At 55.0% G+C, this 25,039-nt stretch carries 19 protein-coding genes and 3 pseudogenes; 7 read left to right on the top strand and 15 right to left on the bottom strand.

Features of this window, described 5'->3' with window-relative positions; translation table 11 throughout:
* The first annotated feature begins 17 nt into the window (after window positions 1-17).
* The 3 genes from feoA to EB241_RS12750 all read left to right on the top strand — a co-directional run bounded on the left by feoA (window position 18) and on the right by EB241_RS12750 (window position 4,410).
* Window positions 18-242 (top strand): ferrous iron transporter A, encoded by a 225-nt coding sequence (feoA, locus tag EB241_RS12760; RefSeq protein ID WP_124233543.1) that lies wholly within the window; start codon window positions 18-20, stop codon window positions 240-242.
* 13 nt (window positions 243-255) lie between these two features.
* On the top strand, window positions 256-2,559 hold the full coding sequence (feoB, locus tag EB241_RS12755; RefSeq protein WP_124233624.1) for a Fe(2+) transporter permease subunit FeoB: 2,304 nt from the start codon (window positions 256-258) through the stop codon (window positions 2,557-2,559).
* A 126-nt stretch (window positions 2,560-2,685) separates the two neighbouring features.
* Window positions 2,686-4,410: an alpha-amylase family glycosyl hydrolase gene (locus tag EB241_RS12750; RefSeq protein WP_124233623.1), complete on the top strand. Its 1,725-nt coding sequence runs from the start codon at window positions 2,686-2,688 to the stop codon at window positions 4,408-4,410.
* A 34-nt stretch (window positions 4,411-4,444) separates the two neighbouring features.
* Here the strand turns inward: EB241_RS12750 and EB241_RS12745 are convergent, their stop codons facing one another.
* Window positions 4,445-4,714: a YdgH/BhsA/McbA family protein gene (locus tag EB241_RS12745; protein ID WP_124233542.1), complete on the bottom strand. Its 270-nt coding sequence runs from the start codon at window positions 4,712-4,714 to the stop codon at window positions 4,445-4,447.
* Window positions 4,715-4,892: 178 nt separating this feature from the next.
* Window positions 4,893-5,663, bottom strand: a complete 771-nt coding sequence (gene bioH / locus EB241_RS12740) for a pimeloyl-ACP methyl ester esterase BioH (RefSeq protein ID WP_124233541.1) — start codon at window positions 5,661-5,663, stop codon at window positions 4,893-4,895.
* 34 nt (window positions 5,664-5,697) lie between these two features.
* On the opposite strand from bioH, the gene gntX reads away from it, so the two are divergent.
* Both gntX and nfuA read left to right on the top strand, forming a co-directional pair.
* Window positions 5,698-6,381: a DNA utilization protein GntX gene (gene gntX, locus EB241_RS12735; RefSeq protein ID WP_124233540.1), complete on the top strand. Its 684-nt coding sequence runs from the start codon at window positions 5,698-5,700 to the stop codon at window positions 6,379-6,381.
* A 58-nt stretch (window positions 6,382-6,439) separates the two neighbouring features.
* The gene (gene nfuA / locus EB241_RS12730) at window positions 6,440-7,015 is read left to right on the top strand and encodes a Fe-S biogenesis protein NfuA (RefSeq protein ID WP_124233539.1); all 576 of its coding nucleotides are present in this window, start codon (window positions 6,440-6,442) and stop codon (window positions 7,013-7,015) included.
* Between the two features lie 33 nt (window positions 7,016-7,048).
* Here nfuA and malQ read toward each other — a convergent pair whose 3' ends face one another.
* From malQ to glpE, 5 genes are all read right to left on the bottom strand, one after another.
* On the bottom strand, window positions 7,049-9,145 hold the full coding sequence (gene malQ, locus EB241_RS12725) for a 4-alpha-glucanotransferase (protein WP_124233538.1): 2,097 nt from the start codon (window positions 9,143-9,145) through the stop codon (window positions 7,049-7,051).
* A 9-nt stretch (window positions 9,146-9,154) separates the two neighbouring features.
* Entirely contained in the window at window positions 9,155-11,557 is a 2,403-nt protein-coding gene (gene malP / locus EB241_RS12720; protein ID WP_124233537.1) for a maltodextrin phosphorylase, read from the bottom strand.
* A gap of 211 nt (window positions 11,558-11,768) precedes the next feature.
* Entirely contained in the window at window positions 11,769-12,527 is a 759-nt protein-coding gene (locus EB241_RS12715; RefSeq protein ID WP_124233536.1) for a DeoR/GlpR family transcriptional regulator, read from the bottom strand.
* Between the two features lie 39 nt (window positions 12,528-12,566).
* Entirely contained in the window at window positions 12,567-13,385 is an 819-nt protein-coding gene (gene glpG, locus EB241_RS12710; protein WP_124233622.1) for a rhomboid family intramembrane serine protease GlpG, read from the bottom strand.
* A gap of 68 nt (window positions 13,386-13,453) precedes the next feature.
* Complete coding sequence (glpE, locus tag EB241_RS12705) at window positions 13,454-13,783, bottom strand: thiosulfate sulfurtransferase GlpE (protein ID WP_124233535.1); 330 nt, start codon at window positions 13,781-13,783, stop codon at window positions 13,454-13,456.
* A gap of 223 nt (window positions 13,784-14,006) precedes the next feature.
* Here glpE and glpD point away from each other — a divergent pair, with 223 nt between their 5' ends.
* Window positions 14,007-15,515, top strand: coding sequence for a glycerol-3-phosphate dehydrogenase (gene glpD, locus EB241_RS12700; protein WP_124233534.1), 1,509 nt, complete (start codon window positions 14,007-14,009; stop codon window positions 15,513-15,515).
* Window positions 15,516-15,987: 472 nt separating this feature from the next.
* Here glpD and EB241_RS12695 read toward each other — a convergent pair whose 3' ends face one another.
* The 4 genes and pseudogenes from EB241_RS12695 to EB241_RS21130 all read right to left on the bottom strand — a co-directional run.
* Complete coding sequence (locus EB241_RS12695) at window positions 15,988-16,659, bottom strand: DUF2931 family protein (RefSeq protein WP_124233533.1); 672 nt, start codon at window positions 16,657-16,659, stop codon at window positions 15,988-15,990.
* Window positions 16,656-18,521, bottom strand: a complete 1,866-nt coding sequence (locus EB241_RS12690) for a phospholipase effector Tle1 domain-containing protein (protein WP_124233532.1) — start codon at window positions 18,519-18,521, stop codon at window positions 16,656-16,658. Before EB241_RS12690 ends, EB241_RS12695 begins: the two co-directional genes overlap by 4 nt.
* Before the next feature lie 2 nt (window positions 18,522-18,523).
* Window positions 18,524-18,850, bottom strand: a complete 327-nt coding sequence (locus EB241_RS12685; RefSeq protein ID WP_233592604.1) for a hypothetical protein — start codon at window positions 18,848-18,850, stop codon at window positions 18,524-18,526.
* A 233-nt stretch (window positions 18,851-19,083) separates the two neighbouring features.
* Window positions 19,084-19,319: pseudogene (locus EB241_RS21130) on the bottom strand (helix-turn-helix domain-containing protein); the annotation flags it as partial.
* 3 nt (window positions 19,320-19,322) lie between these two features.
* Here EB241_RS21130 and EB241_RS12675 point away from each other — a divergent pair.
* Window positions 19,323-19,574, top strand: a pseudogene (locus EB241_RS12675) (DUF4158 domain-containing protein); the annotation flags it as partial.
* On the opposite strand, the pseudogene EB241_RS21515 reads toward EB241_RS12675, so the two are convergent.
* From EB241_RS21515 to glgC, 4 genes and pseudogenes are all read right to left on the bottom strand, one after another.
* Window positions 19,567-19,656, bottom strand: a pseudogene (locus EB241_RS21515) (IS200/IS605 family transposase); the annotation flags it as partial. The pseudogenes EB241_RS12675 and EB241_RS21515 overlap by 8 nt on opposite strands.
* A 103-nt stretch (window positions 19,657-19,759) precedes the next feature.
* Complete coding sequence (gene glgP, locus EB241_RS12665; protein WP_124233531.1) at window positions 19,760-22,207, bottom strand: glycogen phosphorylase; 2,448 nt, start codon at window positions 22,205-22,207, stop codon at window positions 19,760-19,762.
* A gap of 21 nt (window positions 22,208-22,228) precedes the next feature.
* Window positions 22,229-23,662, bottom strand: a complete 1,434-nt coding sequence (gene glgA / locus EB241_RS12660; RefSeq protein WP_124233530.1) for a glycogen synthase GlgA — start codon at window positions 23,660-23,662, stop codon at window positions 22,229-22,231.
* A gap of 83 nt (window positions 23,663-23,745) precedes the next feature.
* On the bottom strand, window positions 23,746-25,032 hold the full coding sequence (gene glgC, locus EB241_RS12655; RefSeq protein WP_124233529.1) for a glucose-1-phosphate adenylyltransferase: 1,287 nt from the start codon (window positions 25,030-25,032) through the stop codon (window positions 23,746-23,748).
* Between the last annotated feature and the right edge of the window lie 7 nt (window positions 25,033-25,039).

Raw genomic sequence — 25,039 nt, 5'->3', positions numbered from 1 at the left:
CGAATCGGTGATTATTTATGCAATATATTCCTGGGAAAGATTACCAAATCCTGAGTTACTCTCCAGACGTCAGTACCGCCTTCCGGCAAAAGCTGCTTTCTCTCGGCCTGCTGCCGGGGGCTTTTTTCAAGGTAAGACGCACCGCACCTTTGGGCGATCCCGTCCAGATTGAAACCCGCCGCTTCAGCCTGATGCTGCGCAAAAAAGATCTGGCATGCCTGCGCATAGCCCCTACTGACTGACGCGAGCGTAATGATGAACAGAATCACTATCGGGCTGATTGGCAATCCCAATTCCGGCAAAACGACCCTGTTTAATCAACTTACCGGTGCCCGGCAGCATGTCGGCAACTGGGCTGGCGTTACCGTCGAGCGTAAACAGGGATCTTTCAGCACCGGGCAGCATAAGGTTCAGCTGGTTGATCTCCCCGGCACTTACTCCCTCACCACTATTTCACCGCAAACATCGCTGGATGAGCAGATTGCCTGCCACTTTATATTAAGCGGAGAAGCCGATCGGGTGATTAATGTGATTGACGCCAGTAATCTGGAGCGCAATCTTTATCTGACACTGCAATTGCAGGAGCTGGGTATTCCCTGCATCGTCGCGCTGAATATGCTGGATATCGCACGTAGCCAGCATATTCATATCGACGTTGCGGCACTGGCTGAGCAGCTTGGTTGTCCGGTCATTCCGCTGGTCTCCAACCGGGGAGAAGGGCTGGATGAACTCAGGCAGGCGATTGATAACCTTCCCCGCCGCACCGGTCATGTCGGGTTAATTTATCCGCAAACCGTGGAAGATAACGTGTCGCGTCTCACTACCGCCATGCCGCAGGACTTTTCTGCGCGTCAGCGCCGCTGGCTGGCGCTGCAAACCCTGGAAGGTGATATTTTCTGCCGTTCACAGTGTAGTGAGGCCGCGGCTTTGCTGCCCAACCTGCCGGGGGTGGAAAACGGTCCCCTTGATATTGCCCGCACCCGCTATCACGCCATTGACACCCTTTGCCACAGGGCAACGGCGATGCAGAATGCCACGCCCCATCGTCTCTCCGCGCGGCTCGACGCGCTGGTATTGAACCGCTGGCTGGGATTTCCGCTATTCCTGGCGGTGATGTATCTGATGTTTTTCTTTGCCATCAGCCTCGGTGGCGCTTTGCAACCCCTGTTTGAAGTAAGTTCGACGGCGATTTTTGTACATGGCTTGCAGTGGCTCGGCGCGATACTCCATTTTCCTGAGGTGCTCACGCTGTTTCTGGCACAGGGGATCGGCGGCGGCATCACTACCGTCATGCCGCTGATCCCACAAATTGGCCTGATGTACCTGTTCCTGTCGCTGATGGAAGACTCCGGTTACATGGCCCGTGCGGCTTTCGTGGTTGACCGACTGATGCAGACGCTGGGTTTACCAGGCAAATCCTTTGTTCCCCTGATCGTGGGTTTTGGTTGCAACGTCCCGGCGGTGATGGGCGCACGAACCCTGGAAGCCCCCCGCGAACGGCTGATAACCATCCTGATGTCGCCATTTATGTCCTGTGGCGCAAGGCTGGCGATCTTTGCGGTATTTGCATCAGCCTTTTTCGGCCAACGCGGTGCAGTGGTGGTGTTCAGTCTTTACCTGCTGGGCATAGTCGCCGCCATTCTCACCGGCCTGTTGCTGAAAAATACCCTGCTACGCGGGGAAGCATCGCCGTTCGTGATGGAACTGCCGACCTGGCATATTCCCCATCTGAAAAGCCTGTTATTACAGGCATGGCAACGGCTGAAAAGCTTTGTTTTCAGGGCGGGTAAAGTGATTGTCGTGGTGAGTATGTTTATTGGCGCGCTGAACAGTTTCTCATTGAATGGGCAGCCGGTTTCCGGCATCAATGATTCAGCACTGGCCAGCGTCAGCCGCCAGTTAACGCCATTACTTGGCCCGCTGGGTGTCACAGCGGATAACTGGCAGGCCACGGTCGGGCTGGTGACGGGAGCGATGGCAAAAGAGGTGGTGGTCGGCACGCTTAACACACTTTATACCGCACAGGCGCTGCACGAAGAGGCATTCAATGTCAGTGAGTTCAGCCTGCTGGCGGAATTGAAAGACGCGGTCATCCAGTCCTGGGAGAGTCTGAAAAGTACTTTCAGCCTGAGCGTCCTGTTTCATCCGATTGACGCCAGTAAAGGTGACGGCGAGATGGACAGCGGGCCGATGGGCGTCATGCACAGCAAATTTGGCAGTGACGCGGCGGCTTACAGCTATCTGATCTTCGTGCTGCTGTATGTGCCCTGCGTTTCGGTGATGGGCGCGGTGGCGCGAGAAAGTGGCCGTCGCTGGATGCTGTTCTCTGTGCTGTGGGGACTCAATCTGGCCTGGTCGCTGGCGACGCTCTTTTATCAGTTTGCCACCTTTGGCCAGCACCCGCCGTCTGCGGCGATAACCATCGCCGCGGTGACAGGCTTTAATCTTCTGATATGGACGCTATTAAAACGGGTGAGACTGGCACCGGAGCGTCTGACGGTCAGGATGGTGACGGAGAAAAACTGCGCAAACTGTACCCGAAGCGGCAACTGCCACTGAACGATAACAGGCCAGCACAGTCGCAACCTGATACCGCCACCGTAAAAGGTTCAGGTTGCGATTTCGAAGCAACTGTCTACAGTGAATTCACATGGCGTTAACGATGCGGTGGCAAGCTGTCTGAGTATGGAAATTATCAATCAGTTAATCGATGAAATCTATGACAATACCTTTCCCGCCGACGCGCTGGCCGCACTGACCCGCGCTATCGGGCAGGCACGCGATGCGCTGACGCATCCCCGCAAAGCACACTGGGATGAAAAAGATGTGGTGCTGATCGCCTATGCCGATCAGTTTCACCAACCGGGTATCCCAACGCTGCAAACCTTCTCCCACTTTTATCAACAACATTTTCAGTCCACGTTCAACCTGGTGCATCTGCTGCCTTTCTTTCCGTATTCCTCAGACGATGGTTTTTCGGTGATTGATTATCATCGGGTTAGCGAGCCATGTGGTCACTGGACAGATGTTGCTGAACTGCACCGGCACACGCGGCTGATGTTCGATTTTGTCTGTAACCACATGTCCGCTCACAGCACGTGGTTTCAGCACTTCCTCAGCCAGGATCCGGGCTGGCAGGATTTTTTTATCAGTATCAATCCTGCCACCGATCTGAGTGCCGTCACCCGCCCGCGAACATCTCCGCTGCTGACGCCTTACCGGATGGCCAGCGGTGAGACAAAATATATCTGGACCACCTTCAGCGCCGACCAGGTTGACCTCAACTATGCCACCCCTGCGGTACTGCTGAAAATGGTGGGGGTGCTGCTGGATTATCTGCTTAAAGGGGCTGACTATGTGCGGCTTGATGCCGTGGGATATATGTGGAAAACGCCCGGCACCTCCTGCATCCATCTGCAAAAAACGCATCAGCTGGTCAAACTGTTGCGTGCCATTGTGAATCAGGTCGCACCGGGAACGGTTATTCTCACCGAAACCAATGTGCCGCATGATGAAAATATCCGCTATCTCGGTAACGGCGGTGATGAAGCTCAGATGGTTTACCAGTTCTCCCTGCCGCCGCTGGTGCTGCACGCCATTCACTACGGAAAGTCGCACGCCCTGAAGCAGTGGGCAAGCTCATTGCCCACCGGCAGGGGCACCACCAGCTGGTTTAACTTTCTCGCGTCCCACGATGGCATTGGCCTGAACGCACTGCGCGGTATCCTGCCCGAAAGCGAAATTACCTCGCTGGTCTGCGACCTTTTGCAGGAGGGGGCGCTGGTTTCTTATAAAACGAATCCTGATGGCACCACCAGTCCGTACGAAATCAATGTTACCTACCTTGATGCACTGAATAAAAAAGATGACGACGACGAGACGCGCCTGCGACGCTTTATGCTGGCCCACGCCCTGCTGCTGGCTTTTCCTGGCGTGCCTGCGGTTTATGTGCAAAGCATTCTTGGTTCAGGTAACGATCTGGCTGGCGTGCAGGAGACAGGCTGTAACCGGGCGATCAACCGGCAAAAATATCACCCTGATGACATTGCAGCAGAGCTGAACAAGGCCAGTTCGCTACGCCACAGGATCTTCCACCAACTGAGCCAGCTGATTCAGTTACGCACCCGGCAATCCGCCTTTCATCCTGATAATGCAATGACCGTGCTGGAAAGCGATAATAGCGTGCTGGCTATCCGGCGTCAGTCAGAGCAAACGCGGCAGCAGCTGCTGTGTGTTTATAACTTCAGCCACCAGGACAGACTTTATACCCTGCCAGAGGCAGAAGGCTGGCGTAACGTTATTAGCGGGGAGAAGGTCGCAGGCGATTGGCCACTGACGCTGACGCCATTTGGCTGGGCGTGGTTACAACGTTGCGAAGGTGAGCAGGCGGGATATGCCAGTTTGTCCTGACAATAAAGGCGGGGTTTCCCCCGCCGGCGGATATTTACTTATACACATCGGCAACGGCGCTGAATTTACCGTGTTCGCGGCCCGCAATTACCAGATAGTATTTACCGCCTTTCTCATCCGCCAGTTTTGACAGCTCGTGTCTGGCATCCATCGGAGATGTCGCTTTAGCAGTAGTGTTAACTGTACCAATTTTCTCCAGTTTCAGTTTTGTCACTTCTTCTTTAGTCACTTCTTTAGCAGCCAATGCACCAAAAGAGACGGTTCCTGCCAGAAGGCCAATAACCACAGCTTGAATCATTTTCATCAAAGACACTCCACATTAATTTTGTTTTAGGTGATAAGCAGCCGCTTGATGAGATTGCAGGGAGAGAGAAAATGCCCGGCTCCCTGGACAGCTCAGAGGTAAAAAGTTAGCGCCCCTGCTTACCCCAATAATTATTGTCGGTTATGTACAATGTGCCAGTTTTTAATGGGAATTTACTTCAGTGCCTGGCGGAAAAATCGATAATTTTCTCGCAAAACGTTTCAGCATGGGAAATGAATGGCGCATGGGCGGCTTTTTCAATGATGACGGACTCACTGCCCGGCCAGTGCACATCAAGTAAGGCGGCGATACCGCGCGGCACCAGCCCATCCAGCGCGCCGTAAATCCGCAACAGCGGTACTCGTAACGCCATCATTTCGCTACGCAGATCGGCGGTGCGCAATATTTCCAGGCCAGCATTCAGCACCGCGATATCAGGGGCCGGTAGCGACAACACCACGTTTTTCAACTGTCGCGCATCCTGGCGAGCCGATTCACTGCCCATCGTCTGTAAGGCAAGAAACCGCTCCACGGTGCGCTGGAAATCGTCGCTCAGTTGCTGTTGAAAACTGCTCAGCGTCTCCGGCAGGATGCCGGGCCAGCCAGCCTCTGCGCTAAAACAGGGAGACGACGCGACGCTAACCAATCCGCGGACCCGCTGCGGATAGTCCAGGGCTAACTGACTGGCGACCAGCCCACCCAGTGACCAGCCCAGCCACAGCGCCTGGGGCGGGGCCACTGGCATCAGCGCTGCCACCATGTCCTTCAGGCTCTGCGGCGCAAAGCCCCGGCTGCGGCCATAGCCTGGCAGATCCACAAGGTGCAGACGAAAATGCGGGCTGAGCCGGTTAATCGTGTTATGCCAGACTTCCGCGTTCAGTCCCCAACCGTGCAGCATCACAAGATCGCGATCGCCGCTGCCAATGGTCTGCCAGTAAAGCTGAGTCATCCGTTAATATCCCGTTTTTGCCATGGAGGCCGCTATGCTATCAATGCCCAGCACCTGTTGGCTATGCCGGATGCCACTTACCTTCAGCGCACACGGCCTGTGCAGTGTGTGCCTGCGCCAGCTCCCCAAAACGTTGCCCTGCTGTCCCCGCTGCGGCCTGCCTGCATTACATAGCCGTTCTCCATGCGGCCGCTGCCAGCTCCATCCTCCCGCCTGGCAACGGATGATTTATGTTACCGACTGGCAATTTCCACTGAGGGAATGGGTTAAACAGCTGAAATTTCACCACGGGACAGCGCTGTCGCCGCTGCTGGCGCGGTTGATGCTCCTCAGCTGGCTGTCGGCCCGTCGTCAGTTTGCACTCGACAGGCCCGATCTGCTGTTGTGCGTGCCGCTCCATCGCCAGCGCGCCTGGCGGCGTGGCTACAATCAGATGGATGATATTACCCGACGGCTGTCACGCTGGATCGGCTGCCCTTATGCCGCCACGGGGATCACGCGCCAGCGGAAAACGCGGATCCAACACCGCCTTCGCGCCAGCAAACGGAAAATAAACGTGCGCGGCGCGTTCTCACTTGAAATCGATGTGCAGGGACGGCATATCGCGCTACTGGACGATGTGATCACTACCGGCAGCACCATGCAGGAAATCAGCCGGATTTTGCTGGCCGCCGGTGCGGCAAGCGTGCAGGTATGGAGCCTTTGCCGGGCCTTGTAGAGCGTCGGTGATGGGCGTATTATAACCAACTAAATTAGTCAACTATTGAGCAATCGCCATGATCCGAATTACAGACTCTGCCCAGGAGCATTTCGCCAAACTGCTTTCCAAACAGGAAGCAGGCACTCAGATCCGCGTATTCGTTATTAATCCGGGTACGCCAACCGCCGAGTGTGGCGTCTCCTACTGCCCACCCGATGCGGTAGAAGCCACCGATCAAGAGCTGAAGTTTGAGAAACTGTCTGCTTTTGTTGATGAACTGAGCGCGCCTTACCTGGAAGAGGCTGAAATTGACTTCGTTACCGACAATCTGGGTTCACAGCTGACGCTGAAAGCGCCCAACGCTAAAATGCGTAAGGTAAACGATGATGCACCACTGATTGAACGCGTCGAGTATCAGTTACAGGCACAGATCAACCCGCAACTGGCCAGCCACGGCGGCAAGGTGTCGCTGATGGAAATTACCGATGACGGCTACGCCATCCTGCAATTTGGCGGTGGCTGTAACGGTTGTTCAATGGTAGATGTCACGCTGAAAGAAGGCATTGAAAAAGAGCTGTTGGCCACTTTCCCTGAGCTGAAAGGCGTGCGCGATCTGACCGAACATCAGCGCGGCGAACATTCGTTTTACTGAAAGCGCCCCGGCGGAAAACCTCCGCCGGGCGGTTCAGGTGGTCTGTTTTCGCTGCCCTATTCTGGCCTTACGCCGCCGGTTAAGATCCTTCAGCAAGCGGTTGATACGTGAGTCGGCAAATATCTCCTCCAGCGTCATACTGAGTTTCCTTCGCCAGTTGGCATAGCTATCGGTAGTACCGGGCACATTGACCGGCAGTGCCATATCAAGCCAGTCCTCCGGCTGCAACCCAAGCAACGCACTGTGACTGTCAGCAATAAACCGCTGCATTGCACGATTCAGATCCGGGGTCATTTTCATCAGGCTGGCGCGTTTCCCGCTGCGTTTCGGCAGGCAGCCATACTGATGTAACGCATTGAGCAACGCCTGTTTTTGTCTGGCCCTGTCCTGATACAGCGACCGTAATATTACCCGGTCGGGATAAACGCCCAGTTTCTCTCCCAGCGACAAATCGCCCGCGCTCCAGAAGCCACGCAGGGTCGGCAGGTCGTGGGTCGTGGCGCTGGCCATCGACTGGCGCGGCCAGGCGTCAGGGGAGCGATAAGTGTCGATATTTTCCTGTTCAAACCACAGTACTTTCCAGGAATAGACGCCGCTGTCGCGAAGCTTCGCCACGATCTCTGGCGGAACGGTCCCCAAATCTTCACCGATCACCATACACCGGTGCCGCTGGCTCTCCAGGGCAAGAATGGCCAGCAAGTCATCCACCGGATAGTAGACATAAGCACCAAAGTCAGCGGTTTCTCCTTTCGGTATCCACCACAGACGAAGCATCGACATAACGTGATCGATACGCAGCGCGCCGCAACTGGCCATATTGGCCCGTAAAAGTTCGATAAATGGCTGCCATCCCCGCGCCGCCATCACATGGGGATCGGCAGGCGGCAGCCCCCAGTTCTGTCCCTGTGGGCCAAGAATATCGGGTGGCGCCCCCACCGAGGCCTGCAAACAATACAATTCACGATCGCACCAGGTTTCCGCGCCGCCTTCCGCCACGCCCACCGCCAGATCGCGGTACAGCCCAAGCGGCATTTCCAACTGCTGGCTCAGTTGCCAGCAGGCGTCAAACTGCCGGTTTGCCAGCCACTGGAGCCACAGCCAGAACTGTACTTCATCCTCATGCTGGCGGCAAAAATGCTGCACCTGTTCACCGTGAACATCCTGTAAGTCCGCTGGCCAGACCGGCCAGCCCCAGCGATGCGCATCCTCCTTCAGCATCGCGCCATGCAGCGCATCAAAGGCCCCCTGCCAGAAAAGACTGCCGCCGCCCTGCCTGATAAACCCCTCGAAGTCCGTCCGGTCCGCATCATCAGCGCTACGCAGACTGAACTGCTGCCAGGCGTATCGCAGCCCCGTCAATTTCAGATCGGCAACCAGCGGGTAATCAACCCAGTCGATCTCTCTGGCCTGCTGCACTCGCCGCTGGGTAGTCTTCTGCTGCCACCAGCGTTGTGCCGCTTTACTGAGCTGAAAATCGGCGACGGCCGCCACATCAATGTAGAGCACATTCAGCCAGCGCCGTGAAGAGGGACTGTACGGGCTGGCATTTTCCGGGCTGGCAGGGTAAAGCGAATGCAGGGGATTAAGGCCAATAAACGCCCCGCCGCGTGCGGCAACTTCTGTTATCAGTTGTGCCAAATCGCCAAAGTCGCCCATTCCCCAGTTGCTACGGGAACGCACGGTGTACAGCTGGACGCAACTGCCCCACAGCTTTTCGCCCTGCAACAGCGCCTGTGGCTCGTAACAGCGTGCGGGGGCCACAATGATGCGGCACGCCCACTGTTTGCTGGCCTGACGTAAATAAAGCTGGTGGTAGCCCAGCGGCAGATTGCGCGGCAGCGCGATAGCATCACCCGCGCTGACCGACCCGCTGTATACCCGGCCATTTTCCGTCACCAGTTGCCACTGATAGTCGCCTTTTCCTGCCACCTTGATTTGCAATGAACGCTTTTGCAGAAAAACCTTGCAGGGTGGCAGCGGGCCGGGTTTCAGCTCACGGGCTGGCGACATCGCCGCCAGCAAACGCTGGCGGATGTCACTGTCGATCTCTTGCGTTTCGCCACGCGCATTAATATACCTGGCGGCAATCCCCGCGGCGGCGGCGGCCTGTTCAAATGACTTACGCTTCATGACATCTCCTCAGCGCTGTGCCTGCCAGATCCGCTGCTGATAGTCACGAATAGAACGGTCAGAACTGAACATGCCGCTACGGGCCGTGTTGAGGATTGCCGCCCGCGTCCATGCCTCCCTGTCACGCCAGAGCGCCTCAACCCGCTTCTGTGCTGCCATATAGCTGGCAAAATCAGCCAGCACCAGCCAGGGATCGCCTCCTTTGCCAAGGCTGCTCAACATCATATCGAAAGCATGTTTATCACCACCGCTGAAGAAGCCTTTTTCCAGCTCTTTCAAAATGGCATCCAGATGCTTGTCCTTTTTTCGCAGCTTAACGGGGTCATAGCGTTTTGCTTTCAGGGCTTTTACCTCGTCCACGGTATGACCGAAAATAAAGATATTCTCTTCGCCCACCTGTTCAGCGATTTCAACATTGGCCCCGTCCAGCGTGCCGATGGTCAGGGCGCCGTTCAGCGCCAGTTTCATATTGCCGGTGCCGGAAGCTTCATAGCCTGCGGTGGAGATCTGCTCAGAGAGATCGGCAGCCGGGATCATCAGCTCCGCCGCCGTGATGCGGTAATCCGGGATGAACACCACCTTCAGCCTGTCACCGATTACCGGGTCGTGATTAATTTTCTCCGCCACCTTGTTGATAGCGTAGATAATGTTCTTGGCAAGGTAATAGCCGGGAGCCGCTTTGGCCCCAAACAGGAAAACGCGCGGCACCATTTCCATCTGCGGGTTATCGCGAAGCTGTTTATAGCAGGAAAGAATGTGCAGCAGGCCAAGATGCTGACGTTTATATTCATGCAGACGTTTGATCTGCACGTCAAAAAGGGCATCCGGGTTGACCTTAATACCTGTCAGGCTATCGATATATTCCGCCAGCCGGACCTTGTTATCATGTTTAATCTGCCGGAAGCGTTGGCGAAAAGCCGCATCCTCGGCCGCTGGCTCCAGGCCTTTAAGTGCATCAAGGTGATTTACCCATTCCACCTTCAGCGTTTCATCGATCAGCCCGGACAGTGCGGGGTTGCACTGTTTCAGCCAGCGGCGCGGCGTAATGCCGTTAGTGACATTATGAAACTTCTGCGGCCACAGCTGGTGATATTCCGGGAACAGATCTTTCACCACCAGATCGGAATGGAGCGCCGCCACACCGTTGACGGCAAAGCCGCTGACCACGCACAGGTTAGCCATGCGTAACTGATGATCATAGAGCACCGCCAGCTTTTCCCATTTTGCTTCATCCCCTGGCCAGTGTTTATCCACCACCTTTTTAAAACGCTTGTTGATCTCTTTTACAATCATGTAGTGGCGTGGCAGCAGCGAACGCACCAGCTTCTGATCCCAGCGCTCCAGCGCTTCCGGCATCAGGGTATGGTTGGTATAGGCGAAGGTTTTACTGGTGACAGCCCAGGCCTGATCCCACGCCATCTGGTGCTCATCAAGCAGGACACGCAACATCTCAGGGATGGCGATGGTTGGATGGGTATCGTTTAGCTGGATCACTTCATAGTCTGACAACTCGCTGATTTTCCGTCCGGCACCAAGGTGGCGTCGCAAAATATCCGCCACCGAACAGGCGCACTGAAAATACTGCTGCATCAGCCGCAATTGCTTACCCTGCTGATGATTATCATTGGGATAGAGCACCTTGGTCAGCTTTGCCGCATCAATACCCTGCTGTTCAGACTGCAAAAACTTACCGTCATTAAACAGGGTCAGGTTGAAAGGTTCCGGGTGGGTCGCCTGCCACAGCCTGAGAGGCTGAACAACGCCATTATGATAACCGGTGACGGGCAAATCCCAGGCTTCGCCACGCAGAGTTACCGCAGGGTGCCACACAAAGCTATCCGCGTTGGTTTTGACTACCTTGCCACCAAAACCAACCGGCACATCCAGCGCCGCATTGTGACGAAACCATGGATAGCGTTCACGATGCCAGTCATCCGGTGCTTCACGCTGCTGGCCGTGGTGAAATGACTGGCGAAACAGGCCATACTGATAGTTAAGACCATAGCCAGTAGCAGACTGCCCCACCGTCGCCATCGAATCCAGAAAGCAGGCAGCCAGCCTCCCCAGACCGCCGTTACCCAACGCCGGATCCACCTCCTCTTCCAGCAGTTCGCTCAGGGAAACCTGATGCTCTGCCAGCGCGGCTTTCACCTCGTTAAACCAGCCGAGATTCATCAGGTTATTGCCGGTCAGCCTGCCGATTAAAAATTCCATTGAGAGGTAATTTACATGCCGCTGCTTCTTTGCCGGTTTGGCGGCTGGCATGGCGGCCAGCAATTCTGCCAGCGCACCGCTCAGCGCCTGCCACCACTGATGGCGGGTCATTTCCGTGGCGGAAGCTAAACCAAGGTGCTGCCACTGGCGGGTCAGTGCCGCCTCAAAACGTGCCAGATTAAATTTCTGCTGCGACATACCGCTTCCTTCTGCAAAGGGAAAAGGGGAATTGGAATTGCAAATTGGCCGGAACTCTTACAGTTAAGACCCGAACAGCAGAAATTGCGCGTTTGCAGGGAGATAAAATTCAGCCCGCACGGCGCGGGCTGAATTTGTGCTACAGAAGGTGGTCGGTAAAGATTGCTATCAATGGGCTTATTTCATCTTACCCTGGGAACCAGAGTCCCTTTCAGCACAGCTCCAGATGCACCTCATGCTGTTGAATGGTTTTCAGCACGCTGGGCGGCGGTAGCCCGTCGGTGAACAGGTAATCGATCAGGCTCATGTTGCCCAGATTTACCATGGCATTACGGCCAAATTTTGAATGGTCAGTCACCAGCATCACACAGCGGGAATTCTCAATAATTGCGCGTTTGGTGCGAACTTCATGATAATCAAAGTCCAGCAGCGACCCATCCATATCAATGCCGCTGATGCCCAGAATGCCGTAATCAAGACGAAACTGGGAAATATAGTCAAGGGTTGCCTCGCCCATGATGCCACCATCGCGGGTGCGCACCTCTCCACCCGCGACAATCAGACTGAAATCCGGCTTGGACATCAGCAGCATCGCCACATTGAGGTTGTTGGTCACCACACGCAAATGATTATGGTTGAGCAACGCATGGGCGACCGCCTCTGGCGTGGTGCCGATATCAATAAACAATGAAGCACCATCCGGGATCTGGCTGGCGACACGCTGGGCAATGCGGGCTTTTTCCGCCGACCACATCATTTTACGGTCCTGCCAGGCGGTATTTTCGGATGTGGAGGGCAGCGCCGCACCACCGTGATGGCGCTGGATTTTGTTCTGCTCCGCCAGATCGTTTAAATCACGGCGAATCGTTTGTGGGCTGACGGTAAAGTGATCCACCAGTTCTTCGGTACTGACATATCCCTGGCGCCGCACCAGATCGATAATGGCGTCGTGACGTTGCGTTTGCTTCACAAAACTCTCCTGTTTGCCGCGTCCCTGCTAACATTCCGGTCAGGATTTTCTCTGCCGGGTATCAACAAATGCCATCGCCAGCCCAACCAGCAGGCCGGTAACGTGCGCCGCGTTGGCGATAGAGAGGCCGAACCAGCCCATATAGCCAACCACCAGCCAGATAATGGCAAACGCCATCATCCCGCGCTCAAGGTAAATACCGCTTGCCGGATCGCGCTCTCCCCGCAGCCAGGCATATCCCATCAACGCATACACCGCTCCTGACAGGCCGCCAAACATCACGCCACTGAATTTTGCCTGCATCCAGCCACTGAGCAGCGCGGAAATCAGCATAATGACAAACAGCTTGCCACTGCCAAGGCGCTTTTCGATTACCCCGCCGAGATACCACCACCACAGCAGATTAAACACCAGATGCAGTAACGAAAAATGCAGTAGCGCATGGGAGAACCAGCGCCACAGCTGGTAATGCTGGTCAGCGTCCGGCCATGCCAGCCAGCTCATCACCGTTGGGTAGCCAATGATTTGCATCAGGATAAACACCAGCACACAGGCTGCCATCACGCTCAGGGTCAGTGGACCGGCACGCTCACGAAGGTGGGTCATTAACGAAGTGTGCCGATAGTGGATACCGCTTTGCGTGGTGCCAGAATGCCAACTCGCCGCCTGATAACGGGGATGATTTGGCTCGCGGATAAACTGATTAAGTTCGTTTTCGACCAGATTCACTTTCGCGTCATCATCCAGCCATAGCGTGTAGTTATTTTCACGTTCAATCCGTAGCCGGACGCCTTTTGTCGCCATGTAATCAACAAAAGCCTGCGCCATGCGGGGATTAGCAAATTCAGTAATGCGCATCATCGCTTTCGGGAGCCCCTGTAAATAAAAGCCGTCAGTATATACCGCAACTCACTCAGATCGCAGGATCAGGATGACGCGGGTTGCACCTGCTGAGGGAACACCGTGCGCCACGCCTCAAAACCACCGTCAATGCTGTAAACCTGCTCAAAACCCTGCGTCAGCAAATACTGAGCGGCACTTTTACTGCTGTTACCGTGATAACACATCACCAGTACCGGCGTGTGCCGATCGCTGGTGGTGATAAATTCATGCAGTGAGTCATTGGTCAGATGAAACGCACCGCTGGCATGGGCTGTCGCAAAACTTTGCGGGTCACGAATATCGACCAGCAACGCAGGCCCGTTCGCCAGATGTGCCTGCGCCTGTTGCACACTGATGCACTCAAATTGTTCCATGATCGGATCTCACTCAATAAGGGGCGGCCATTGTAACGCGAACCCCACTGACAATAACCCGGAAAAAATAAGGGCTAAAGGCCTTTTCTGCCGATGGATATGTTATCTGGATCACGCATAAATGTTTTTATCAGGTTAACGCTGGCATCGGTTCAGGTTTACGATTATTATTATGCTCGAAAACGAACATATAAGAACTATTTCGAACATTGGAGGGGATGACGTGGAAACCAAAGACTTGATCGTAATCGGCGGCGGTATCAACGGCGCTGGCATTGCGGCTGATGCCGCAGGACGCGGCCTGTCTGTGCTGATGCTGGAAGCGCAAGATTTGGCCTGCGCAACCTCTTCTGCCAGTTCAAAACTGATCCACGGTGGCCTTCGTTACCTGGAGCATTACGAGTTCCGCCTGGTCAGCGAAGCGCTGGCCGAACGTGAAGTCCTGTTGAAAATGGCACCTCACATCGCTTTCCCCATGCGCTTTCGTCTGCCACACCGCCCACATCTGCGTCCCGCATGGATGATCCGCGTTGGGCTGTTTATGTATGACCATCTGGGTAAACGTACCAGTCTGCCAGGCAGTAAAGGGTTGCGTTTTGGTGCAGAATCGGTGTTAAAACCTGAAATTGTGCGCGGTTTCGAATATTCCGATTGCTGGGTGGATGATGCCCGTCTGGTGGTGCTCAATGCCCAGGAAGTGGAAAAACACGGTGGTGAAGTGCGTACCCGTACCAGAGTCACCCGTGCATGGCGGGAAAACGGTCTGTGGACGGTGGAAGCGGAAGATGTTGACAGCGGTAAAACCTTCACCTGGCAGGCCAGAGGACTGGTTAACGCCGCAGGACCGTGGGTCAAACAGCTGTTTGATGATGGTCTGCAACTGAAATCCCCTTATGGCATCCGCCTGATCAAAGGCAGTCATATCGTGGTGCCGCGTGTGCATGCCCAGAAGCAGGCCTATATTCTGCAAAACGAAGATAACCGTATCGTGTTTGTCATTCCGTGGATGGATGAGTTCTCCATTATCGGCACCACCGATGTTGAATACAAAGGCGATCCGAAAAACGTGCAGATTGACGAAAAAGAAACCGCCTATCTGTTAAAGGTTTACAATAATCACTTCAAAAAAACGCTCAGCGAGGAAGACATCGTCTGGTCTTACTCCGGTGTGCGTCCGCTTTGTGATGATGAGTCGGATTCACCGCAGGCCATCACCCGGGATTACACGCTTGATGTACGTGACGAGAACGGTCAGGCTCCGCTGCTGTCGGTCTTCGGTGGCAAGCTGACAACCTACCGTAAACTTGCTGAACATGCGCTGGAAAAACTGGTGAAGTACTACCCTAAAGTCGGTTCGGCCTGGACTAAAAACTGCGTGCTGCCGGGGGGTGATATTGCCGGTAGCAGTGAAGATTACGCGGCCAGCCTGCGCCGCCGCTATCCCTTTATCACCGAAGCAATGGCGCGTCACTATGCGCGCACCTACGGTAGCAACAGCGAGCTGTTGCTGAAAGAGGCGAAAAGCCTGGAAGATTTGGGCGAATGCTTTGGCCACCATTTCTATGAGGCAGAGTTGCGCTACCTGGTGAAAAATGAATGGGTACGGGAAACGGATGATGCGCTGTGGCGCCGGACCAAAGAAGGGATGTGGCTTAACGAGACACAGCGCACCCGCGTGGGTGAGTGGCTGGCAGAGCACGGCAAAAAACCGTCGTTGTCACTGGCCTCCTGAGGCGCATTACCTGAGTGGTGTTTGACGCTCAGTCTTGGCTACACTGAAAACACAAAAAGCGGGGACATCATGGTTCCCGTTTTTTATTGCTCGCCAAAAGCCACCGTCCGTTGGATTGCCCTGCGGCAAGCAGATAACAACGGGCAGACGCCGTTTTTTTATCAGTCAGGACGCGCTTATCCTGCACCAGAAGACAGCAACCAGCCCCGGAACCGATAAGCATTAAAACAGCCTGATGGGACGGGTTCTTGATCGAGATATATTCTTTCGCGCTGTTTTATAGCGGAAAAAAACATTACGTTTCATTTTTCCCTCTTACTGAGAAAACCAGAATCCCCCTGGCCAGCGTGTTCTCCTTGGGTAATGCAGTGGTGTAACTTCGGGAAGTGCAAAACATCTTCTCAGTGAGAGAAGATGTTTTGGGAACGCAATGATGAAAAAGGGTCCTGGCAGGATCCTTTGGAGGACACTGTTACCACTTCCCATAAGGATAGGTTTTCCCTTTGATAAAGTCCCTGATGTACTGATCGTATCCATCTGGAATACTGTAGTTGAAGTCAATCCGCGAAGGCACATCCTTACAGGCATCCAGTTTCTCCCCGGACAGCGTGGTGATTTTTACCGGTTCAACCGGCAGATTGTCGCCTCCCGCGCTGTTCTGCAGCCAGATACGCACTTTACCCTCAGGTGCCAGGCCGAGTAACAGGGTGTCATACCAGGCCGTATTGCCCCTCCTGTCTTTACCGGTTGGCGTCGACATGACATCCCGAAGTGACGACGAAAAGGTAATGCGCGTCTCGTAGGTTTTTTTATCAATAATGGAGTCCCAGCAGAACAGCATCAGCGCTGGCGGATGCCGGGCTTTGTTAAACTGAGCGTGTCTGCTTATCCGGCTACTCCAGCGTCCTGTGCTGTCAGGATTTTCCTGTGTACTGTCGAGGGTTCGGTAGGTCGAAACGACTTTCTCATTGTCGATGATAAGCGCTTTTGTCACCACCGCCGGTAAGGCTCGCGGGGTGAAAAATGCAAAACCAACCTCGCCGTAAGGCATTTCGCCGGTGTCTTCCGGCGTCTGTGCCCCACCCATGCGGCAACCGCTGGCCATAACCAGCATCAGCAGGGGGAAAAGTGTTTTCAGTCTCATACCTTCTTCCCGTTCATATTGTAGACGGAGCGTTGCCACTGCTCATCCGGGCGGTTGATAAAACCAATCAGCGCTGAGGGTGATGCGCCCCCGTGAATAAGGCCGTCCGTGTTGACCACAATCGCATTCCAGTTGGCCGAGCAGTGAATATGCTGCTCCGCAATCACGTCCAGCTCCTGCTGGCTGAACGCCTGCGGCGTCCGACCGCTGCGGACCGCCTTACCCATTGCCAGCGCCTTATTACACAGGGACGCAAGCTCATCGGGAATGGAGAGCTCTTTATCTTTATTCAGAATGGGATCAAACACCACCCCGGCCTCCTGCCCGGCCTCAAGCATCACCCGCAGCGCCACCCGTGACCAGTCGTTTCTGACGATCCGCCCACGTATGGTCAGCGCCGCATAGCTGCGCTTCTGCAGCTGGCCGTACCGGTCCGGGGGCAGCCTGTCGTCTGACCAGGTTTCTGCCGAAATGTCATTGGTTCGCAGCAGCGGTGCCAGGCAGGGCGATTTATCCAGGATCTGTAACTGCGCCACGGCCTGTCGGCAGGCCTGCGTCTTTTCACCTGGCTGGCTGTACGGCACCGTTTCCGGGGCCGGGCGGGTCAGAAACAGATCTTCCTTTGTGACGGGCAGATAACCGCCGCCAATATCGGAATGCACGCCCGGCAGCGCCAACTCCGGCCACGCCGGTTTCACGCTGTTCAGCGCAAAGTTAAAGCGGCATTCGTTCGCGGCGGTAATATGAAAAACGTTCTCCGCCACGCCCGGACGCAGGGTGAGCTTCACGTCACCGGTATCCGCGCTGTGCGGGTTCAGGCCGTTCACTGGCGTACCGATAGCGGCAACGGTGTCAAAGATGCCAATAAAGCGGGTCCTGCCGGACGGGGAACCATTGAAGGTCGTGTCCGCCATCCCCTGGCGGATGGCGCGGATAATGGCCGGGTCTTCGGACTGGATGCGGTTGGCAAAATGACGCGCTGCGGCGGCGCCACGGCTGAAGCCAAAGATATCAAACTGCAGGCACCTGATGACAAAATTACTCTCTGGTAGCTGCCTTTCAATATCCCTTACACTCTGAGACAGAATATTACCCAGCTGGCTCACTGCCTTTGCCGTTTTAGCAACAACGCCCGTGTCGAAGGTACCAAATCCCTGGCCAAGCTTGCTGTCAGGCTTACCCGCATCAGTGCCAATACCGTCAATGTAAACAGCGGTCTGAAAAGTACCACCCTCTGCAGGGACGTCCTGCTTATAAAGCGTACTCAGCCAGTGAATATTGGTGTAATACCCGGTATAACTGATTGCCCCACTGCCTGACACGCCAAAATGCTCACGGGCGCATTTTGCCAGAATGAACTCCGCTTCCGCGTCATTCAGGTCATAATGGCCTGCGGTAAAGGCTTTCATCATATTCTGTGTGTTGACGGCGTTATTGCCCGTTCCGTCAAAGAATACGCCAATGGTCAGCGTGATTTCCCGTGCCGGCTTCTCTTTTCTGGCTGACTGCGCATGCTGTTCCAGTTCCGTAACAGACGCGGCCGTTATACTCCAGGGAGTGTCCGGCACTGACAACGTATCCGGGGCTATCAGAAAATGTGTACCTGCCGGGCACCCACAGCGTATCTCCGCCCCATCCACCGCGACGGCAACACCGTTTGTCTGCCGGTGATCGCCGGTGATAATTTCTCCCACCTGTCCGCATTTGGGACAGGGAGTGGTTTTATCGCCGATGTAGAGCTTCAGCTTCCCCATCACCGACATACCGGGGCGACTGGCGATACAAAATGCGCCCGTGGAGGTTTTATCCCCGTCCAGCCCGACATTTTTACCGTGCACATAACAGCCTCTGTGTATCGACATTATCAGGCTCCGGCAGTCAGTACGTCATTGCCCACCGGCATACCTTCGCGTGCAACCAGCATGCCTGTCGACTGAGGTGTGCTGATAATCAGATCACCGTTGCTCAGCCTGCTGCCAACGAGCGCTGTTCCCTGCTCATGTTTCAGGAATTGCTTCCCACCGCCAGTATTAATACGGGCGGTTGAGCCGTCAGGATAAACCACCTCGTCCCCTTCCAAAGCAATATTCGCCTTACGCCCGTCTGCCAGTTCCATCTCTGAGCCATTGTATAAAGGACGAACCACTCCGCCGCGCTGCGTCAGACTGCCGTCCACGGCAATACGGTACACCGCCGTTGCCGGCTGCACACGGCAGAAGGTCTTTCAGGGCGCGGGCGTCGTCGCTTATCGACGCCAGTTGTTCCGTCGTAAACGGTGAGCTATCAAATCCGGCCAGAATCTTCGGGGTCAGTTCATTGCTATATTGCTGTTCCATATCAAATCCCTCTTTTTCCTGTGAGTTAAGTGTCTGTAACAACCAGGTGGGTTCACTTAACCAAAATTTAATGCCGACATCCGCCCGGCTAAGCTGTCTTCTCGTCCTCAGAAATTTTATAAACAGTGAAGCGGGATACTGAGCTGTCGGGCGATATTCGTTGCGCCAGTCCCTTTGCTGTGGAGCGCCATCTGTCGATGGTGCGCCTGCGGCCAAAGCGGATACCTTTCCATTTCGCTGCCTGCCTTAATTGGTGCGATCCAGTATTCTCCGCCATTCTGCCTGAGCGACAGCCAACAAAATGGTGACAACCATTTGCCCCATTAGCTGGCAGGATATTTTCATCCTGATAAAGCAGACAAATAATTTATCGGAAAAAGCCGGGGCGATCACAATCGCCTGGGGATTGCCCTGCCAATCGGGTGCGTGCGCTGCCAGGTAACTTTCTCACTGCCAGGCATTATATTGCTCGGGATCCACGATATAAACGTACTGGCGACAGGGTAGCAGATGCAGCATCGTATTATTCTCCCCGGAACCACCACCTTTATCCGACTGATTTCGGAGGTAAGGGAAAAGTGTAGAGCCTGATAGCACTGCGACCTTTCAGGTGCTCCATCAGAGTTGATATCGGGATTCCAGGTGGGGCGATCACAACAACAGACAATTAAAACCCCGGCCAGTCAGATACAGACTGGCCGGGGAGGATTACCGCCCGAACGTCGTACCATGTCACACCATCGCGGCACAACATGCAAACGCGGCTACAAACGGACTGGCTTAATTGCCCATATTTCGTCAGCGTACTCCTGAATCGTTCTGTCCGACGAGAAATACCCCATATTGGCAATATTCAGCAGCGCCCGTCGTGTCCACTCTTCCGGCTGTCGGTACAGTTCATCCACGTTATCCTGGGTATCGACATAGCTGCGATAGTCGGCCAGCAGTTGATAGTGGTCACCAAGATTCACCAACGAATCAAAAATAGTGCGGTAACGACCTGGCTCCTGCGGACTGAACGTTCCGGTGGCAATTTGTGTCAGCGCCTGGTGTAGCTCGCTATCCTGTTCATAGAACTGGTGCGAGCTGTAGCCGCTGCGGCGTAATGCCTCAACCTGCGGCGTGGTGTTTCCAAAAATAAAGATATTTTCTTCGCCAACGTGTTCCAGCATTTCCACGTTGGCCCCATCCAGCGTCCCGATGGTCAGTGCGCCGTTGAGCGCAAACTTCATGTTGCTGGTGCCGGATGCTTCCGTGCCCGCCAGCGAAATCTGTTCAGAAAGATCCGCCGCCGGAATAATGATCTGCGCCAGGCTGACGCTGTAGTTGGGAATAAAAACCACCTTCAGCTTGTTTTTTACCTGCGGATCGCTGTTGATCACCGCCGCGACATCATTGATCAGATGAATAATATGTTTCGCCATGTAGTAGGCCGACGCCGCCTTCCCGGCAAAGATGTTTACCCTTGGCACCCAGTCCGCCTGCGGATCGGCTTTGATGCGGTTATAGCGGGTGATCACATGCAGCACGTTTAACAACTGCCGCTTGTATTCGTGGATACGTTTGATTTGCACATCGAACAGCGCGTGAGGATCGATCACAATATCCATCTTTTGCGCGATATATTCCGCCAGCCGCTTCTTGTTACGTAACTTGGAATCACTGATCTGCGTCAGAAAACTGGGGTAGTCGATATGCTGTTTCAGTTCGTCCAGCTGGCTCAGTTCCGTGCGCCAGGTACGGCCAATGGTCTCATCCAGCACGTCAGACAGCGATGGGTTGGCCAGCGCCAGCCAGCGGCGCGGCGTGACACCATTGGTTTTATTGCTGAACCGGCCGGGAAAGAGCGCGGCAAAATCAGCAAACAGTGACTGCACCATCAGATTGGAGTGCAGCTCCGAGACACCATTCACTTTATGGCTGACCACCACCGCCAGCCAGGCCATACGCACCCGTCGCCCGTTGTTCTCGTCAATGATCGAAATCCGTGACAGCAGCTCCCAGTTATCCGGGTGATAATCCTGGATGGTTTTCAGGAAGTAGTCATTGATATCAAAGATAATTTGCAGGTGGCGCGGCAGGATTTTACCGATCATATCCACCGGCCAGGTTTCCAGCGCTTCCTGCATCAGCGTATGGTTAGTGTAGGAGAAGACCTGGCAGGTCACTTCAAAGGCATCATCCCAGCTGAATTTATGCTGATCGATTAATAAGCGCATCAGCTCCGGGATCGCCAGCACCGGATGGGTGTCGTTGAGATGAATCGCAATCTTGTCGGCCAGATTATCGAAAGTATGGTGCATCATCCAGTGACGGTTGAGAATGTCCTGCACCGTCGCTGAAACAAGAAAATACTCCTGACGCAGACGTAGCTCACGCCCGGAATAGGTCGAGTCATCCGGGTAGAGTACCCGCGAGACGTTCTCCGAATGGTTTTTATCTTCAACCGCCGCAAAATAATCGCCCTGATTAAATTTCCCCAGGTTGATTTCGTTACTGGCCTGCGCGCCCCATAGCCGCAGCGTGTTGGTGGCATCGGTATCAAAACCGGGAATAATATGGTCGTAGGCCATCGCCAGCACTTCTTCCGTTTCCAGCCAGCGCGAACGACCGCCCTCCTGTTGGATGCGGCCGCCAAAACGCACTTTATAACGGGTATTAAATCGCTGAAATTCCCAGGGGTTGCCGTATTCCAGCCAGTAATCCGGTGACTCTGCCTGCTTGCCGTCAATGATATTCTGTTTGAACATGCCGTAATCGTAGCGGATACCGTAGCCGCGCCCCGGCAACCCCAACGTGGCGAGAGAGTCCAGAAAACAGGCCGCCAGCCGCCCCAGCCCGCCGTTGCCCAGCCCCGGATCGCACTCTTCTTCAATCAGTTCTTCCAGATTAAAGCCCATCTCATCCAGCGCGGCGCTGGCATCCTCATACATGCCGATGGCCAGCAGCGCATTGGACAGCGTCCTTCCGAGCAGAAACTCCATCGACAGGTAGTAAACCTGGCGCACATCCTGTGACAGCTGCGCCCGATTGGAACGCAGCCAGCGCTCCACCACACGGTCACGTACCGCCAGCAGCGTGGCATTTAACCATTCATGTTTATTGGCAATGGACGGATCTTTACCAAGGGTAAACATCAGTTTATAGGCGATTGAATTCTTCAGCGCGTCCACACTCAACGTGGGCGCGTTATAGGAGAAAGGTGCGTTCATATCAAATTTCCCATTTCCTGATTACAACAGACGTTGATAGAGATCGCGGTAAGCCACTGCGGCCACCTGCCAGCTAAAATCCATCCCCATTGCCTGACGCTGGACATAGCGCCACAATGTCGGACGGGACCACAGAACAAAGGTACGACGGATGGCACGTAGCAGTGACCAGGCGTTGCTGTCCTCAAACACAAAACCACTGGCAATACCGTCTGCCAGATTTTCCAGCGAGCTGTCGCTGACGGTATCAGCCAGTCCGCCGGTTCGGCGTACCAGAGGAAGCGTGCCGTATTTCAGGCCGTACAGCTGTGTCAGTCCGCACGGCTCAAAACGGCTGGGAACCATAATCACATCCGCACCACCCATAATGCGGTGGGAGAATGCTTCGTGATAACCAATTTGCACCCCTACCTGGCCCGGATATTCGGCTGCCGCAGCGAGAAATCCCTGTTGTAATACCGCATCTCCGGCACCAAGCAGTACCAGCTGTCCGCCCTGTTCCAGCAGGCCGGGCAGCGCTTCCAACACCAGATCCAGCCCTTTCTGACGGGTCAGTCGGCTGACGACCGCAAACACCGGTACCTTCTCATCAATTTTCAGGCCCATAGCGATTTGCAGCTGGCGTTTGTTATCCTGCTTCGCTTCCAGAACGTCGCGGTTGTAGCGCGACGTCAGCAGCAGGTCATGCGCCGGGTCCCAGATGGCCGGGTCGACGCCGTTAAGGATGCCGGTAAGCCGCCCTTCCAGCTGTCGCTGCCGCAGCAGATCCTCCATGCCATAGCCAAATTCTGGCAGGGTAATCTCACGGGCATAGGTCGGGCTGACCGCCGTAATGTGATCGGCATAATACAGGCCGGCTTTCAGGTAGGATATCTGGTCGTAGAACTCCAGGCCGTACATGGTAAAAAACGACCAGGGCAGCTGGATTTGCTCCATATGATGGGCAGAGAACAGTCCCTGATACGCCAGATTGTGTACGGTAAACACCGATTTAGCCGGACGGCCTCTGGCCGCCAGATAGGCACAGGTCAGCCCGGCGTGCCAGTCATGCGCATGGACCACTTCCGGTCGCCAGTATGTGTCCAGGCCACAGGCGATTTCACAGCCCATCCAGCCCAGTAGCGCAAAGCGCAGATAGTTATCGGTATAGGCGAACTGTGACTCATCATGGTACGGACTACCTGGACGATCATAGAGTCCCGGTGCCTCAATCAGGTAAATCCCCACCCCGCCGTACTGGCCATAGTGCAGCTCAACATAACCGGCGAACGTTTGCAGGCGCGCCACCACCTGAATATCGGGTATCCCTTTTTTCAGATCGGGAAACGCCGGGATCAGCACTCTGGTATCCACACCTTCTGCAATCTGTGCAGCCGGTAATGCTCCAACAACATCAGCTAGCCCGCCGGTTTTTAGCAGCGGGAAAATCTCTGAACAGACATGTAACACCTGCATTATCGGCCCCTTTTTTACGTTCTGACACGTTCCCACGCATCAAACTCTTGTGCTTCTGTCCAACCGTGTTTCCCGGTACGCCGTTAGTTTCGCCAACCCAGCTTTGCCAGCATGGTGCGCGTGACCAGCACAATCCCCTCCTCCGATCGGTAAAACCGGCGCGCATCATCTTCCGGGTTTTCTCCAATCACCGTCCCTTCCGGCAGTTCACAGGCCCGGTCGATCACGCAGCGGTGTAGCCGACAGGAACGCCCCACCACCACATCCGGCGAGAGAACGGAGGAGTCGATATTGCAAAAGGAGTTAACCCGAACGCGTGAAAAGAGCACTGAGTTCACCACCACCGAGCCGGAAATAATGCAGCCTCCCGACACCAGCGAGTTCATCGTCATGCCATGACTCCCCGATCGATCCTGCACAAATTTCGCCGGTGGCAGCGGCTCCATATGCGTGCGTATCGGCCAGTCACGGTCATACATATCCAGCTCCGGCGTGACCGACGCCAGGTCAAGATTGGCTTTCCAGTAAGCTTCCAGCGTCCCCACATCCCGCCAGTAGGGGGAGGATGTGCTGTCACTCTGCACGCAGGAATCGCTGAACGAATGCGCCAGCGCTTCCCCCCTCGCGACCACCCTCGGCAGAATGTCCTGACCAAAATCGTGCTTCGATTGCAGGTCGGCAAGATCCTCTTCCAACAGCTGGTAAAGGTACGCAGCGTCAAATACGTAAATTCCCATGCTCGCCAGTGCCTGGCTTTCATCGCCCGGCATAGAGGGCGGATTGGCAGGCTTTTCGAGGAAATCGACTACCCTGTTATGCGCATTCACCGCCATCACGCCAAAGCCGCTGGCTTCGGCCAGCGGCACCGGCAGACAGGCAATGGTACACTTCGCGTCGTTTTCTACGTGATCCAGCAGCATCCGCGAATAGTCCATCTTGTAGATATGATCCCCTGCGAGGATCACGATGTACTTCGCGCGGTAGCGCTGAATGATATCGAGGTTTTGCGTCACCGCGTCCGCCGTGCCGCGATACCAGTGTTCGGTGGAGAGGCGCTGCTGCGCGGGCAGCAGGTCAACAAACTCGTTCATCTCTTCGTTAAGAAAGGACCAGCCGCGCTGGATATGCTGCACCAGCGTATGCGACTGATACTGTGTGATCACCGCGATCCGCCGGATACCGGAATTAAGACAGTTCGACAGGGCAAAGTCGATAATGCGAAATTTACCGCCAAAGTGCACCGCCGGTTTGGCACGCTTCGCCGTTAAATCTTTCAGTCGCGTACCGCGCCCCCCCGCCAGAATCAGGGCGACCGTTTGCGTCGGCAATTGTCTTGCCAGCATCAGAGAATCGTTTTTATCCAAAGCCATACCTGCC

The sequence above is a fragment of the Erwinia psidii genome, from assembly GCF_003846135.1.
In the GTDB taxonomy this organism is placed as follows: Bacteria; Pseudomonadota; Gammaproteobacteria; order Enterobacterales; family Enterobacteriaceae; genus Erwinia; species Erwinia psidii.
The sequence above is the reverse complement of the archived record's forward strand: the minus strand, read 5'-3'. Positions and strand labels throughout refer to the sequence as shown.

Excerpts from the sequence above, each read along its gene's own strand:
- feoA (WP_124233543.1), top strand. The coding sequence starts at position 18 with ATGCAATATATTCCTGGGAAAGATTACCAAATCCTGAGTTACTCTCCA.
- feoB (WP_124233624.1), top strand. The coding sequence starts at position 256 with ATGAACAGAATCACTATCGGGCTGATTGGCAATCCCAATTCCGGCAAA.
- EB241_RS12750 (WP_124233623.1), top strand. The coding sequence starts at position 2,686 with ATGGAAATTATCAATCAGTTAATCGATGAAATCTATGACAATACCTTT.
- EB241_RS12745 (WP_124233542.1), bottom strand. The coding sequence starts at position 4,714 with ATGAAAATGATTCAAGCTGTGGTTATTGGCCTTCTGGCAGGAACCGTC.
- bioH (WP_124233541.1), bottom strand. The coding sequence starts at position 5,663 with ATGACTCAGCTTTACTGGCAGACCATTGGCAGCGGCGATCGCGATCTT.
- gntX (WP_124233540.1), top strand. The coding sequence starts at position 5,698 with ATGCTATCAATGCCCAGCACCTGTTGGCTATGCCGGATGCCACTTACC.
- nfuA (WP_124233539.1), top strand. The coding sequence starts at position 6,440 with ATGATCCGAATTACAGACTCTGCCCAGGAGCATTTCGCCAAACTGCTT.
- malQ (WP_124233538.1), bottom strand. The coding sequence starts at position 9,145 with ATGAAGCGTAAGTCATTTGAACAGGCCGCCGCCGCCGCGGGGATTGCC.
- malP (WP_124233537.1), bottom strand. The coding sequence starts at position 11,557 with ATGTCGCAGCAGAAATTTAATCTGGCACGTTTTGAGGCGGCACTGACC.
- glpG (WP_124233622.1), bottom strand. The coding sequence starts at position 13,385 with ATGCGCATTACTGAATTTGCTAATCCCCGCATGGCGCAGGCTTTTGTT.
- glpE (WP_124233535.1), bottom strand. The coding sequence starts at position 13,783 with ATGGAACAATTTGAGTGCATCAGTGTGCAACAGGCGCAGGCACATCTG.
- EB241_RS12695 (WP_124233533.1), bottom strand. The coding sequence starts at position 16,659 with ATGAGACTGAAAACACTTTTCCCCCTGCTGATGCTGGTTATGGCCAGC.
- EB241_RS12690 (WP_124233532.1), bottom strand. The coding sequence starts at position 18,521 with ATGTCGATACACAGAGGCTGTTATGTGCACGGTAAAAATGTCGGGCTG.
- glgP (WP_124233531.1), bottom strand. The coding sequence starts at position 22,207 with ATGAACGCACCTTTCTCCTATAACGCGCCCACGTTGAGTGTGGACGCG.
- glgA (WP_124233530.1), bottom strand. The coding sequence starts at position 23,662 with ATGCAGGTGTTACATGTCTGTTCAGAGATTTTCCCGCTGCTAAAAACC.
- glgC (WP_124233529.1), bottom strand. The coding sequence starts at position 25,032 with ATGGCTTTGGATAAAAACGATTCTCTGATGCTGGCAAGACAATTGCCG.